This window comes from Chloroflexota bacterium (assembly GCA_034717495.1).
Taxonomy (GTDB): Bacteria; Chloroflexota; Anaerolineae; order JAAEKA01; family JAAEKA01; genus JAYELL01.
In genome coordinates, this window is record JAYELL010000038.1 from 1 (window position 1) to 12,705 (window position 12,705).

Consider the following 12,705-nt stretch of genomic DNA (forward strand, 5'->3'; position numbering starts at 1 on the left):
CTATGTAGCTGAAATCGAAGGGCTCGGCGGAGAGCCACAGGATTTCCTGGCCGGTGCTATCCAGAGCGGCGGCGTAGTCCTGTCCAACCCCGCCGAGCTTGCTGATGTAGGGGCTGATCAACAGGTTAATGCCGGTCTTGCCGGTCAGCATGAAACGGCCTGTATGGCCGTAAAGGTAGGCCACATAGGGCAACGCAACGAGCAGAAAACCGGCGGCAAAGAGCAGGGGCACCGAGCAGCTTTGGCGCTTTTTGATGGCGATCCCGATGACGATCAGCAGGAATAGCGCCCACCAGAAGAGGCCCTCGGTGCGGATCAGGTAGGCCAGGCCGAAGGCAATGCCTGCCAGAGCAGCTGACAGTTTGCCCCCGTCTCTCATGACCCGCCAGGATGCCCAGAGTCCGCTCAACCAGCAGAGCAGGAAGGCAGATTCGCTGAGGCTTCCCCAGTAGAGGGGCCATACGACCAGGGCCGGTGAAACGGCAGCCAGCACGGCTGCGATCGACGCCACCAGTTCGTTTCCTGTTACCTCCCGGGCCAGATAAAAAAGCACCACGCAGGCCAGTGCGCCGGCAAGCAGATGCCAGACCGGCAAGGCATAATCGAGCGGCACGCCCAGGGCCATGGCGGAGGCGGCCAGGGCCGGGGGACCGGGAGGCCAGACCAGATCCGGGGTGCCGAAGACCTGATAGCCGTCGCCTCTCAGGAGATTGCGGCCCAGGATGAGGTAATCGGATTCGTCCCAACGGACTGTCCGCGACTGAAGGACCCAGGGCAAACGGAAAAGCAGGCCCAGGGCAAAGACCCCAAGCGCGATGAGCCGGTCGCGTTTCATGGCGAGGACTCCTGGAACTGATAGATGACCACGTCATCAGGTCCGCAGCCGACGCTCGTAAGATAGCGCAGCTGCGGGGGAGCCTCTTGGGGCAGCATCAAAAAGCTCAGTTGGGGCCGCAGCTTTGCTTCCCAGGCATCCATGACGAGAAAGTCAGCATCACGGTCGCGGGCGTAGGCAAGGACTTCAGGCCAGGTGGAAGCAGGGGTTGGGATCCAGGCAGTGCCGGCGTGGAAAGCGATGGCCGGATAGCGGGCCATGACGACGGAATCTCCGGCCGCTCCCCGTTCCCGCAACTCGGCGGCGGCATCCAAATGCCCTGGCTGGAAGGAGTGGGTGTGGGTCACGATGGTACCAAGCTGTCGTCCTTGCCATAACATCAGTGTCAAAAAAAAGAGCAGCGGCAAAGCCATCAGCAAACGCGTCCAGGAGGCTGGCAGATCCTTGCGAAAAAGATTGGACGAGGTGCCGATTAGCCAGGCAACCAGAACTACCATGCCGGCGCCGGCCCAGATCAGCCCGGGAATCAGGAATCCGGCCAGATAGCGGTCGGTGATGAAGAATGGCAAATAGCTCAGCGGGCTTGCCAGCGACGCCAGCAGGGCCAGCTCACCGCGGAAACGTTGCGGCGTCCAGGCGCGCCCGAAGAGACCGAGGACTGCCAGTCCAGCCAACAGAACGGGAACGAGCCTGATGCTGAAGAGCAATTGGATCAGTTCCTGGCTGTTGGACCAGAGACGTCTCAAAATCCTGGCCGGGTCGGCCAGGAGAGCAGAGAGCAGGCCCTGTCCCTCGCTGCTTGGGGCGAACATGTACACCTCGTCGCTGTCAGGTTCCAATTGCCACGTTGCCTGATCGAAGGCGGCCGCGTCATCGTTGGCCAGGCCCTCCATGCTGACATAGGCCATGCCCGCGGCCCCTGACAGGCTCCAGCGCCCGGTTTCCCGCTGCAGATAGATCACGTAGGGTGAGGCAATCAGCAGAAAGAGCAATGCAGACAGCCCCGTCCGGGCCAGCACTGCACCAACCGGGTCTTTGCGGACGATTCTGGTCACTGCCAGCAGAAGGAACGCAAGCAAGGCGAAAACCATAGCCTCGGTGCGGGTCAAATAGGCGAGACCAAGGGAGGCTGCCATCAGCAGATAACCGCCCATGCTGCCCTGCTCCATGGCCCAGATCAGGCCGTAGATGGCTGTTGCGATCGCGAGGAGATAGAAGGGCTCTGTCATGGTGCCCCAGGCGAGGACACCGACGGTCAACGCCGGCAGCATCGCGGCAAAGAGCCCTGTCACGCGGGCTGCCTGGATGCCGTGCAGCCGGCGAGCGATGCCGTAAAGGGGCAGGATCAAAAGGGCGCCGCAGATGATATAAAGCAAGTTGCTGGCGTTGTACAGACCGCCTGTCAGCGGCGCCAGGCCCCCGGCAAGGGCGGGAAAGAGAGGAGGGAAATGGACGCCGGCATATTCACCGAAGATCGAATAACCGCCACCCTGCCAGAGGTTCTGCCCCAGCCACAGGTAGAAGGGCTCATCGCCCCAAACGATGCGAGGAGAGGAAATGGTTACCGCGCGGATGGCTGCCGCCAGTAACATGATTGCGAGCAGCACCAGCCACTCATTGCGGGAGAGGGAGCCGGTCACACCGGATGTCTTGTCGGGCGCCTCTTCCAGGGTCACGCTGTTTTCTCCAGTTGGAAATCGCTGATCTGTTGGAGAGGTATTTCAGGAATCGCTGTGACGTCAACCAGGCAGACGCCCTTCAATTCTGCCAGTTTTTCGGTTTCTGGCGGACTGATACCCAGGAGGAGGTGCCCATCCGGGTTGAGAACCTGGCGCGCGCCCAGCAGCACGCGGCTGAGAAACTCAATTCGGTCTGATTCCAGCCGGTTACCCGACAGTTTCAGCAGGGGCAGACCGAGCCACATGTAACGGCGCAAAATGCTGGTGATGATACGGGTGAATTCGTTTTCCGATGGCCGCATGGGTGGGTTGAAGGCAATTACATCGAAGCTGGATTTGACCTCGCTGTAAAGGTCGGACGGGTAGATCTTGATTTCGACCTGGTTCAAACTGGCGTTGCGACGTGCCAGTTCGATGGCGCGCGGGCTGACATCGACGGCTTCTACGTCCCAGCCATTGCGGGCCACTTCGATGGCAACAAAACCGCTGCCCGTGCCGAGTTCCAGGAGTCGACCTGGCGTATCGCGCAGCGCCAGGATAGCCGATGCCATGGTCCGGGTGTCATTCTGCACACCACAAACACCGATATTGTCTTCGATGACCAATTGAGAGTTATCTGTCAAGCTCTTCGCTCTCCTCGCAGCCTGGACTCCACCGCCTATTCAGAGTGGCTGGTCTCCGGCCCTCCAGGCCGGCCGATGACACCATTTGATTCAAGCTGCCGGCTGAGGGAATCGACTTGCTGTCGCAGGATGCCCACTTCCTGGGAGACAACCTTGAGCTGTTCATTGCTCTGGGAGATGGTGAGGGAAATCTGGAAGATAATGAGCAACAGCCCGACGATTCCCATCATCAGCAGCAGCGCCGGTGTGTATTCAAAACCGAGGGCCTTTCCCATCGCGTCCAGCTGGTTGGCGAAGAATGGGGAGATGGCCAGGGCCAGGCCGGCCAGAATCCAAAGCAGGGCGTAGCGTTCCTGAAGTTTACCGGTGCGGACCATGTTGAGAGCGATGCCGGTCACCGCCATCCCGAGCAGGAACATATAGAGTTTAGCATTCAGGTCCATTATTCCTCCAATCTCTTCGGCTGCATGCGGGTCTTCTGGCGAAGCACGATGACGGCGATTGCCAGCCACATCTTGCCCACATAGTAGATGGGTTTCAGCCCGCTATGCATCGAAACGCCACTGATGCGTTCCCGCATGGTGACCGGGACTTCGATAACCTGGAACCCGGCATAATGCAGGATGATCAGCGTATCCACATCCGGGTAGTCGGTCGGATAGTTATCCCGGGCAAAGAATTGCATGACAGAGCTGTTCATCGCCTGAAACCCGGAGGTGGGATCGGTAATGGCGCGACCGGTGATGCGGGATGCCACCCAGGCGAACAGCTCTGTTCCGAGCTTTTTTATCCAGGGTATATGATACTCTAGGCGCCCGCTGAAGCGGGACCCGACCGCCACATCAGCCTCGCCCGCGGCGACCACCTGAGCCAGTTTTTCGATGCCGTCGGGATCATGTTGCCCATCGGCATCCAGCACCACCGCCAGATCATAGCTATTGCGCACGGCGTAGCGGAAACCGGTCTGGACCGCGGCACCATAACCCAGATTGATGGGCAAAGATACAACGGTCGCTCTCTGTGCGGCCGCGACTGCTGCGGTCTGGTCACTGCTGCCGTCGTCCACTACCAGGATGTCGAATCCAGGTGCGGCTCGCCGCACTTCGGGCAAGACAGCTGGCAGATTTTCCGCCTCGTTGAAGGCTGGCATGATAATCAATTGGCGCATGATCAGTGGTCGGCGGTCGGCAGTCAGTGGTCAATGGTCAATTGTCGGTGACCCGTTAACGGTGCACTATCCACTACTCACCGCCCACCGATATTATACATGTAAACTCAATTATGCAAGCCAAGGAGTTCCCTGGTTGGCAGCAAACGATAGGTTTCGCTTAAACGTCCCAGGATGTGCTCGTAGAGCGCCCGTTTCTCTTCGAACGGCTGGTTGAGAAATTTGATGGATGCAAGCAGCGGGTCGTCGACCGGATCGATCAGGTCAGCGGCATGCAGCGAGTAGTTGATGACCACGCCACGGCTTTTGCTCAATGCCAGCCCCACGTCAAACAACTTTTTGCCTGAGGTCAGGGTAAAGGTGCTGTGCATGGGGATGCGAAGAATGGGCATGGTAGTTACCGGCACTTCCCAAACCCCAACCTCGGGAGCGGGTTTTTGGCGTGAAGGACGGTGCGGTGCTTTCGGATCGGGCCGGTAGGGCCGCTGGGGTGTCAAGCCATGGACCATCCGTCCGTAGCGAGTGGGATCAACATCTGTCTGAACCAGGAGCCGATTCAGGCTTCTCAGGGCTGGCGCGTACGGGGTGGTAAAAATAGAAGAGTCGTAGCGGTAACCAAGTTGACCCAGAATCACGAGTTGATCGGGACCAAAACTATATCCCGGGGACTTGAATCCGATCGGCTGCCAACCACTGGCTTGCACGATCAAGTCGTGGGTCTCTGCGATCTCTTTGCGCTTCTGGCGCTCATCGAGCCGGGAAAAACTGCTGGGATGGGAGGTTGTGTGATTGGCCAACTCGTGACCACGGCGGAGAATCTCGCGCAGCGCTTCCCGCTGGACCGGTAGATCGCGCCCGCAGATGAAAAAGGTAGCCCGGATACCGTATTTATCCAGAAAGTCAAGCAATCGGGGGATACCCTGATCATAAACCGGAGCGCTTGCGTTGGCCTGGGTGGTGCCACCCGCAGCTTCCCGGTAGACCCAGAGTTCATCGACGTCTACCTGGAGCGTTCCCAGCGGTTTTGTGCCGTCCTCTGGTCGAGCACTCATCGCTTTCGCCAATGACCCAGGACGAAGCTGCTCCAGCGCTTTGTCTGCAGGGGGGTGATCAAGCCTTCAAGCCAGAGCATCCCTGGTGCGTACAGCGGTTTAAGCCCGATTGGAATGCGCAGTATCAGCGACTGAAATACCAGGTAGTAGGCGATGTTGCCGCCGTACTTTTCGGAGATGAAGTCAAAGCGATGGGCGTTGTCGCGTTTCATCTGATCCAGTTGGATCCCAGCCTCATTTTCCATGAAATAACGGCGATCCCGGCTATACCAAAGGGACCGTGCCTGGTCGATCAAGGATCCAGCATAGGCCTCAACAAAAAAGAAGCTGCCACCTGGTTTGAGTATCCGGTAGATCTCGTCGATGGCCTGGTCGGTGAAGGGGTGAAGATGGTGCAGTCCGGCGACGACCACCACGCAGTCAAAGCTGCCGTCGCCAATGGGTGCATCGATCAGTGAAGCACAGAGCCCTGAAGCGTGGGGCCAGCGATGTTCAAAGCGGTGCACGGCAAGCTCTGCGATGTCCAGACCTGTGACGCGTGCTTCCCTGGCCTGTAAGTAGTCGCTGGCCTGGCCACTTCCGCACATGGCCTCAAGAACCGATTTACCCTGCAGGTCAACCCCCTCGAACAGGGGATCATACCAGAAACGACTGCGATATTCCTGGCTTGGAGGATCATCGTAGTGCTGTTCGTATTCGGCGATAATGCGGTTGAACTGTTTCCTTTGAAGGCTCTCGGTATTGCTCGACATAAGGTAGCGGGGCTGCCCCGATTTAGCTGACTTCCTGGGCCAGCAGCAGCGCGTAGCCGTTCTTGACCAGATTGCGCAATTCTACCAGGCTACGGGTGCCGCGCAAGCGCCGCCATAGATAGCTGGGATCGGTGTAAAAGGAACGAATCGCCTTGTTCCGGTAATCCCAAAGCACATCCTTGCTCAGGTTCGCTGTTTCGACCACCGGGTAGGTTCGACCACTATCAAAGGTTTCCTCATCGGGGTCATACCAACCCTGGCTGATCAACTCCGTGCGCAGGTCGGTGCCCACCTGGGGAATGACCGTGTTGAAGGAAGCATAGTCGCACCGTAGTTCTTTCGCGTAGTCGACAGTGCGCATGATGGACTCCCGGGTCTCGCCTGGCAGGCCCAGAATAAAGTGGCCCAGGGTGCGGATTCCCAATTCACGGCAGAGGGCGAAGACCTGGCGGGTTTCGTCCACATCCATCTTTTTGCGATAGCGTTCGAGCAGTTCAACATCCGCCGATTCTACGCCGAACTGAATGGTATGACAGCCTGCATCCCGCATGGCGGTCAACAGTTCCCGGTCGACGACGTCGATGCGACTCTCGCAGACCCAGGACAGATCCAGGTTCTGGCGGATCATGGCCTGGCACATCTCAATGGTCAACTCTTTACGGACACCAAAGGTGAAGTCCTTGAAGAGCATCTCCTTGACGCCGATGCTGCGCAGGTGCTCGAATTCCGCCATCATGTTTTCCAGAGGCCGGTAGCGATATTTGAGTGGACTGGCGACGCAATAGGAGCAAGTCCATGGGCAGCCATCGGACTGCATCACGCTGGTCACCGGTTCCCGCCTTCCGTAGGGCATGCGGTACCGTGATAGTGGAAAGATCTCGTGGCGGGGAACGGGGATTTCAAAGACCTTTCCCCTGGTTGCGCGCTCTCCCAGAATAACCTTGCCATTGGACTTGTAGGTAACGTTTGGTATGGGGGTGTTGCCGTCGCCGCCGTTCTGCAAATAGGTCAAAATATCGGGTGTACTGAAATCCAGCAGGATGGCGTCCAGGTAGTCTCGTTGGCTGAGAATTGGGGTGCCTTCGTATAGTAACACACCGCCGGTGCCGATTGTTCGGGCCCCGGTTCGCTGTTTGATCTCTTGAACAAAGGGCAGGTCCCGGGTCCAGGAGGCGACACCGGTCAAAAAGATCACGGCGTGGGGATCGAAGTCCTCGATTTGGGCAAGGGCACGATCGGCAGGGATGCTTTCGACGATGGCATCCATGGCACCTACTTCGTAGTGTTCGCCAAGCATGCCGCTGAGGTAAAGCAGGTCGATGGGAGGCCAATAATAGTCGGCCTTGGAAACGGAACTGCAGTACTGGTCCCGCAAATAGAGGCGATCGCCTGGCGGATTCAATAACAGCACGCGTTCCCTGCCGCTGCCAAAGGTTCTAATCATGATCACCTCCACAATCAGCCAGGGGTTTCTTCATTGCAATTAAAGCGTCGCCATTGTTGCTCATCAACAGGGTCAATTTCCAGCGCAAGGCCACATCGCGGCGCTGATACTGGTCGGCCAGCCAATGAGATTCGGGGATCACCTGACGGCAAAACGCCTGTAGCTGGGCTCTGGTCATATAGGCGACGATGGTGTTGGGCGTTACCTCGAAGCTTTCGATGCGCAAGTCCATGTTGGAGGCTGTCTGCGACAGGTGATAAAGCGCATTGCAGGCCATCGGACTCTGGTTCACCTGTTCCTGGATCAGGATCAATCCGCCTGGCCTGGTCACGCGGAAAAGCTCTTCCAGCGCGTGCTGCTGGTTGTGCCTGGTCTGAGCCAGGGAGGCGCCGATCAGGTGGTGCAACACATTGCGTGCGATAACTACATCGAAGGCGCTGTCGGCGAAACCAGATGCCAGGATCGACCCCTGCACGAAGCGGACGGTCTCCGATGCCTGGTGACCTGCGTAGCGGCCCACCAGCTCAGCATTGTAGAGGGTCGCGCGTTGCCCGGCCACGTCGCCGATCATCTTGAGCTGATAGCCGCCACCGCCGCCGAATTCACAGATCGTCAACGGATATTGCTTCTGAAGAGCCTCGTGCTCCCGTTCCAGCCACCGGAAAAAAAAGGGCGTGACCAGAAAGGGCACGACGCTCTTTTCCGGCGTTGATTCAGATGTGTACAGTTCGAGTTGATCTTCGAACTGTTTGGTGACGAGCTTTTCTTCCTGGTGAAGTGGCGCTGTGCCCAAAGCTTGATGCTCCGATTGAATCTGTTCGACAGCACGAGGCCACTCCGGTGTCGTCCAGAATGACCAGGCACAAGGTGCAACGCACTCGCTCATATGGCACCACGGAGGCATTGGATCGGTTCTTTTTTGAAACCGGCTTGATTTTGTGGACCAAGTGCGTCGCACCTGAGTTAGTTACGAATACTAGCTGATGTATTGTATCTAGGGCAGGGCGTTACGCCAAACTGGCCATCTGGGGCATGCACCGGGTTCCCCTTGTCGCGGGCGCCAACTGCTTTCAGACTGCTGGAGAACCTGTGGTATAATGTGCCGTCGCCGGATATGGCGCGGAAAGATCGGTGCAAGCTATCGCGTCTTAAGGCAGATGCAATTCTTTCGAGGAGATTAGCATGAATCCTGTTGTATTCTCAATTGGGCCCATTACCATCCACTGGTATGGCCTGCTTATCGTTGCCGGGGCAATCCTGGCGGCCTACATCGGCACTCTGGAGGCCAAACGGCGGGGCGAGGATCCAGAGCATGTTTGGAATATGCTCATTTGGATTTTGATCTTTGGGATCATCGGCGCGCGGCTGTACCATGTCTTTTCGACGCCCGTCGACGGTCTGGGTTGGGACTACTACAAAGAAAATCCCATTGCCATCATCAATTTCTGGAATGGCGGATTCCGCGGTCTGGGCATCTTCGGTGGTCTGCTGGGCGGTATCATCGCTGTGTTTATCTACTGCTGGAAAAACAAGCTGAATATGTGGCGCTGGCTTGACATCTTCGCGCCAGGTCTGCTGTTGGCCCAGGCATTGGGACGGTTTGGCAACTGGATAAACCAGGAATTGTATGGGCCGCCAACCGACCTGCCCTGGGGTTTCAAGATCAATACCGACTATCCCTATCAGCCGCCGCCAACGACCATTCCCCGGCCGCCAGGCATGACTGAGGACGCCTTTATCGCCAACACCCGCTTCCATCCCACCTTTTTCTACGAGGCTCTTTGGAACCTGGTGGGTTTTGCCTTGTTGATGTGGATCGGCCGTCGTTTTCAAAGCCGATTGCGGGATGGCGATATATTCCTGCTCTACCTTATCTGGTATCCGCTGGGCCGGATCATCGTCGAGATGTTCCGGCCAGACGCCTGGATCACCGGTGTGCCGGGCCTGGCTACTGCCCAGCTTATCAGCCTGGGCATCATCGTTGCTTCGATCATTACGTTGATCATTCGTCACCGCAATTGGCAACCTGAGCCGCCTCTGGGAACGGTGGAGGAAGTGAGCGAACTACCTTGAGGAAGCTTGCAGCATGACATCGGATTCGATCAATTGGTCTCGCGGGATGGAGCAATCAGGGAAGGAAGAGTCGACAGATGATGAATGAAAGCACTGGCGCAGGTCAGCAGTCGGGAGAACCGGTGGAGGTCTACGCGGCGAGCAACGATCTGGAGGCACAGGTCATAAAGTCCTTTTTGGAGAGCAATGGCATTCCTGTGCTGCTCAGGGGCGAGTCCCTTGGTACAACGCTGGGCGTAGCCATGGGACGGCTGGCCCGGGTCAGCGTCATGGTTCCCGAGCCGCTGGCTGACAAAGCGACGCAACTGCTGGAGCAGCACCTGGACGAGGAGAATGGTGAACAGTGATCGGTTGTTGGGGGCTTGTTGCGGCTTGGGGGAGGTGGAGACGCGGGGAGCTCGGATGGAATGGAATGAGCGATGCTTTCAGTAGAAGGATCGGGAGGTTGATGACGAGCTTTTTGTATGAGTCAGGCAAGTAGTTGAGGACTGGATTTCCGGATGATTAACAACGGATCTTAAAGTGAGGTTTATCGTTGATGATGTTTAAAAACAAACCATTGATTCTTCTTGTAAGTTTGCTTTTGATAGCGGGGTTCATACTTTCGGCCTGCGCTTCCGACACGGGGCCGCAGGCGCCGGCAGGGACAGAGGATACCAGGCCGGTGACCGGTGAGGACTCCCCCTCTGGAAGTGAGACGGCTGATGTTCGGTCGAAAGGGGACCCCGATGCCCCCGTCACCATCGTGGAATATTCCGATTTTCAGTGCCCGTACTGTTCTCGCTGGGTTCTGGATACCTATCCAACGCTGCTGGAGGAGTACATTGACACTGGCAAGGTACGCCTGGAATTCCGTGACTTCCCGCTGAACTTCCATCCCAACGCCGACGAGGCAGCGATTGCCACCCGCTGTGCGGCGGAGCAGGGCGCGTATTGGGAAATGCATGACCGGCTGTTCGAATCTCAGGCCGGATGGGCCAACTTGCCCGATACCGGGGAGGCGTTCGCTTCCTACGCCGATGATCTGGGTCTAGACGTGGAAGCGTTTGAGCAGTGCCTGAACAGTGGCAGGTATGACGAGGCGCTGGTCGAGGACCTGCAAGCCGGCCAGGCCGCCGGCGTGAGCGGAACCCCCAGCTTTTTGATCAACGGGCAACTGCTGGTAGGTGCTCAGCCCGCCCAGGTATTTCGCCAGGCCATCGATACCGTTCTGGCTGGTGGCGAGCTGAACACTGGCCAACCCCAGGCCGAAGCACCCCCGCCGGAACCGTTTGATATCAGTATAGAAGGTGCTGCAATCAAGGGCGATCCAAACGCTCCGATGACGATCATCGAGTACTCCGATTATCAGTGCCCATTCTGCTCCCGCTTTGTCCTTCAGACCATGCCTGCATTGGTGCAAGAGTATATCGACAGCGGCCAGGCCAAATTGGTGTTCAAGGATTTCCCGCTCACCAGCATTCATCCGCAGGCGCAGAAGGCCTCTGAGGCAACCCGCTGTGTCCGGGAGTTGACCGGCAACGATGACAGCTATTGGGCTATGCACGATCTGTTGTTCGAGGGCCAGCAGGAGTGGGGCAACAGCCGTGCGCCAGAGATCTTTGCTGGTTATGCCGAGCAGCTTGGCGTGGCGCGGGATGACTTTTCTGCCTGTCTGGAAAGTGGCCAGTTCGCTGACGCTGTCAAGGCCGATCTGGAGGAGGGAGTCGCGTTGGGTGTACGAGGCACGCCGACCTTCTTCCTCAATGGGCAGGCCTTCGTGGGAGCCCAGCCGATCACCAACTTCCGACAGGCCATCGCTGCAGTGGAAGCGGGTCAGAACATTCAGCCACCCCCGCCGCCAACGCCAGCTCCCCGACCTACGCCGGCCCCGCTGCCCCAGGATGTGCCCCTGGACGATGCGGCCGGAATCGTGGGCAACCCGGACGCGCCGATCACGATTGTCGAGTACTCCGATTATCAGTGCCCCTTCTGCCAGCGGCATGTCCAGCAAACCATGCCCGGTTTACAAAAGTACATCGAGGATGGCACGGTGAAGTACGTGTTCAAGGATTTCCCCCTGCTGAGCATTCACCCCCAGGCTGCCAAGGCCAGTGAAGCAGCTCGTTGCGCCGGCGATCAGGATGCCTACTGGGAGATGCATGACAGGCTCTTTGCTGGCCAGCAACAGTGGTCTGGCAACCCGGCCGCGGTGGATGTGTATAAAGGATACGCGGACCAACTGAATCTGGACCGGACCACCTTCGATGCCTGTCTGGATGGCGGCACCTATAGCGATGTGGTGATGGCCAACCTTCAGGAAGGGTCTGGTTTCGGCATTCAGGGCACGCCCGGGTTCTTTGTCAACCGGCAGCCTCTGCCCGGCGCCTATCCGATCGAGGCCTTCGAAGCCTTGATCCAGGCCGAGCTGGATCGGTAGGAATCCTGCTAATTGTCAATGGTAAATGGTCAGTGGTCAACTGTTAACGACAGAGGGCAACTGACCGTTGCGGCCCCCCGGGGCAGCCCAATCGTTGACAGTGTCACATATTGGTGTTATACTCTTCCGGCTGTGTTATATTACCTTATCAGGAGTTGAGCTGTATGTCGGAATCGACTATCCTTTCCTCCCCACAATTGGATGCTAAACCCGCCAATCGTCAGACAAAATTCATCGTTGGCGCGGTGATCATCTTCGTTGCCATCGCCTATCTGGTTTTCTCGGCCATGGGAAGCGCTGGAGCCTATTACTTTGAGGTCAGCGAGTTGATGGAGCAGGCTTCTGAACACTATGGAAAAAACGTCCGTGTCAGTGGCGCCGTGGTGTTCGATACGGTTGATTACAATTCCTCCGATTTGATCCTGCAGTTTGAGATCACCGACCAGCAGGCAAACCTTCCCGTCTACTTCAACGGGCCCAAACCAGACAGCTTTTCCCGGGCGGCCGAGGCAATTGTCGAAGGTGAGTTCGGCGAGGATGGCGTTCTTTACGCCAACACCCTGCTACTGAAGTGTCCCTCACGTTACGAGGAACATGACGGAGAGACCACTCCGTTGGAATACGAGGAAATCCAGGTCGAAGCGCTCGGCTAGAGTCTTG

The 12,705-nt window shown here is 57.7% G+C and carries 13 protein-coding genes; 4 read left to right on the forward strand and 9 right to left on the reverse strand.

Features of this window, described 5'->3' with window-relative positions; all coding sequences use genetic code 11:
• The 9 genes from U9R25_07040 to U9R25_07080 form a co-directional block, all read right to left on the reverse strand.
• Positions 1–835, reverse strand: an 835-nt coding sequence (locus tag U9R25_07040; GenBank protein MEA3335651.1) for a glycosyltransferase family 39 protein, incomplete at its 3' end; no start/stop codon positions are given.
• Positions 832–2,511 carry a glycosyltransferase family 39 protein gene (locus tag U9R25_07045; protein MEA3335652.1) on the reverse strand — a complete coding sequence of 560 codons (1,680 nt, stop codon included), beginning with the start codon at positions 2,509–2,511 and terminating at the stop codon, positions 832–834. The genes U9R25_07045 and U9R25_07040, both read right to left, overlap by 4 nt.
• Positions 2,508–3,137 carry a methyltransferase gene (locus U9R25_07050; protein ID MEA3335653.1) on the reverse strand — a complete coding sequence of 210 codons (630 nt, stop codon included), beginning with the start codon at positions 3,135–3,137 and terminating at the stop codon, positions 2,508–2,510. The genes U9R25_07045 and U9R25_07050 overlap by 4 nt, the downstream gene beginning before the upstream one ends.
• Positions 3,138–3,172: 35 nt before the next feature.
• The gene (locus U9R25_07055) at positions 3,173–3,580 is read right to left on the reverse strand and encodes a DUF2304 domain-containing protein (protein MEA3335654.1); all 408 of its coding nucleotides are present in this window, start codon (positions 3,578–3,580) and stop codon (positions 3,173–3,175) included.
• A complete protein-coding gene (locus U9R25_07060; protein ID MEA3335655.1) occupies positions 3,580–4,305 on the reverse strand; it encodes a glycosyltransferase family 2 protein in 726 nt (241 codons plus the stop codon). The genes U9R25_07055 and U9R25_07060 overlap by 1 nt, the downstream gene beginning before the upstream one ends.
• A gap of 107 nt (positions 4,306–4,412) precedes the next feature.
• On the reverse strand, positions 4,413–5,357 hold the full coding sequence (locus U9R25_07065; GenBank protein ID MEA3335656.1) for a polysaccharide deacetylase family protein: 945 nt from the start codon (positions 5,355–5,357) through the stop codon (positions 4,413–4,415).
• Positions 5,354–6,109: a class I SAM-dependent methyltransferase gene (locus U9R25_07070; GenBank protein ID MEA3335657.1), complete on the reverse strand. Its 756-nt coding sequence runs from the start codon at positions 6,107–6,109 to the stop codon at positions 5,354–5,356. The genes U9R25_07065 and U9R25_07070 overlap by 4 nt, the downstream gene beginning before the upstream one ends.
• Before the next feature lie 22 nt (positions 6,110–6,131).
• On the reverse strand, positions 6,132–7,553 hold the full coding sequence (locus U9R25_07075; protein ID MEA3335658.1) for a radical SAM protein: 1,422 nt from the start codon (positions 7,551–7,553) through the stop codon (positions 6,132–6,134).
• Positions 7,546–8,346, reverse strand: coding sequence for a class I SAM-dependent methyltransferase (locus U9R25_07080; GenBank protein MEA3335659.1), 801 nt, complete (start codon positions 8,344–8,346; stop codon positions 7,546–7,548). The genes U9R25_07075 and U9R25_07080 overlap by 8 nt, the downstream gene beginning before the upstream one ends.
• A 389-nt stretch (positions 8,347–8,735) precedes the next feature.
• Here U9R25_07080 and lgt point away from each other — a divergent pair, with 389 nt between their 5' ends.
• From lgt to U9R25_07100, 4 genes are all read left to right on the forward strand, one after another.
• Positions 8,736–9,626 (forward strand): prolipoprotein diacylglyceryl transferase, encoded by an 891-nt coding sequence (lgt, locus tag U9R25_07085; GenBank protein ID MEA3335660.1) that lies wholly within the window; start codon positions 8,736–8,738, stop codon positions 9,624–9,626.
• Positions 9,627–9,703: 77 nt separating this feature from the next.
• Positions 9,704–9,973 (forward strand): DUF2007 domain-containing protein, encoded by a 270-nt coding sequence (locus U9R25_07090; GenBank protein ID MEA3335661.1) that lies wholly within the window; start codon positions 9,704–9,706, stop codon positions 9,971–9,973.
• A gap of 191 nt (positions 9,974–10,164) precedes the next feature.
• The gene (locus tag U9R25_07095; protein ID MEA3335662.1) at positions 10,165–12,045 is read left to right on the forward strand and encodes a thioredoxin domain-containing protein; all 1,881 of its coding nucleotides are present in this window, start codon (positions 10,165–10,167) and stop codon (positions 12,043–12,045) included.
• Positions 12,046–12,209: 164 nt separating this feature from the next.
• Complete coding sequence (locus tag U9R25_07100; protein MEA3335663.1) at positions 12,210–12,698, forward strand: cytochrome c maturation protein CcmE; 489 nt, start codon at positions 12,210–12,212, stop codon at positions 12,696–12,698.
• The last annotated feature ends 7 nt before the right edge of the window (positions 12,699–12,705 follow it).

What these genes read in the sequence shown, in the direction of transcription:
- U9R25_07055 (MEA3335654.1), bottom strand. Translation starts at nt 3,580, where the DNA reads ATGGACCTGAATGCTAAACTCTATATGTTCCTGCTCGGGATGGCGGTG.
- U9R25_07060 (MEA3335655.1), bottom strand. Translation starts at nt 4,305, where the DNA reads ATGCGCCAATTGATTATCATGCCAGCCTTCAACGAGGCGGAAAATCTG.
- U9R25_07065 (MEA3335656.1), bottom strand. Translation starts at nt 5,357, where the DNA reads ATGAGTGCTCGACCAGAGGACGGCACAAAACCGCTGGGAACGCTCCAG.
- U9R25_07070 (MEA3335657.1), bottom strand. Translation starts at nt 6,109, where the DNA reads ATGTCGAGCAATACCGAGAGCCTTCAAAGGAAACAGTTCAACCGCATT.
- U9R25_07075 (MEA3335658.1), bottom strand. Translation starts at nt 7,553, where the DNA reads ATGATTAGAACCTTTGGCAGCGGCAGGGAACGCGTGCTGTTATTGAAT.
- lgt (MEA3335660.1), top strand. Translation starts at nt 8,736, where the DNA reads ATGAATCCTGTTGTATTCTCAATTGGGCCCATTACCATCCACTGGTAT.
- U9R25_07090 (MEA3335661.1), top strand. Translation starts at nt 9,704, where the DNA reads ATGATGAATGAAAGCACTGGCGCAGGTCAGCAGTCGGGAGAACCGGTG.
- U9R25_07095 (MEA3335662.1), top strand. Translation starts at nt 10,165, where the DNA reads ATGATGTTTAAAAACAAACCATTGATTCTTCTTGTAAGTTTGCTTTTG.
- U9R25_07100 (MEA3335663.1), top strand. Translation starts at nt 12,210, where the DNA reads ATGTCGGAATCGACTATCCTTTCCTCCCCACAATTGGATGCTAAACCC.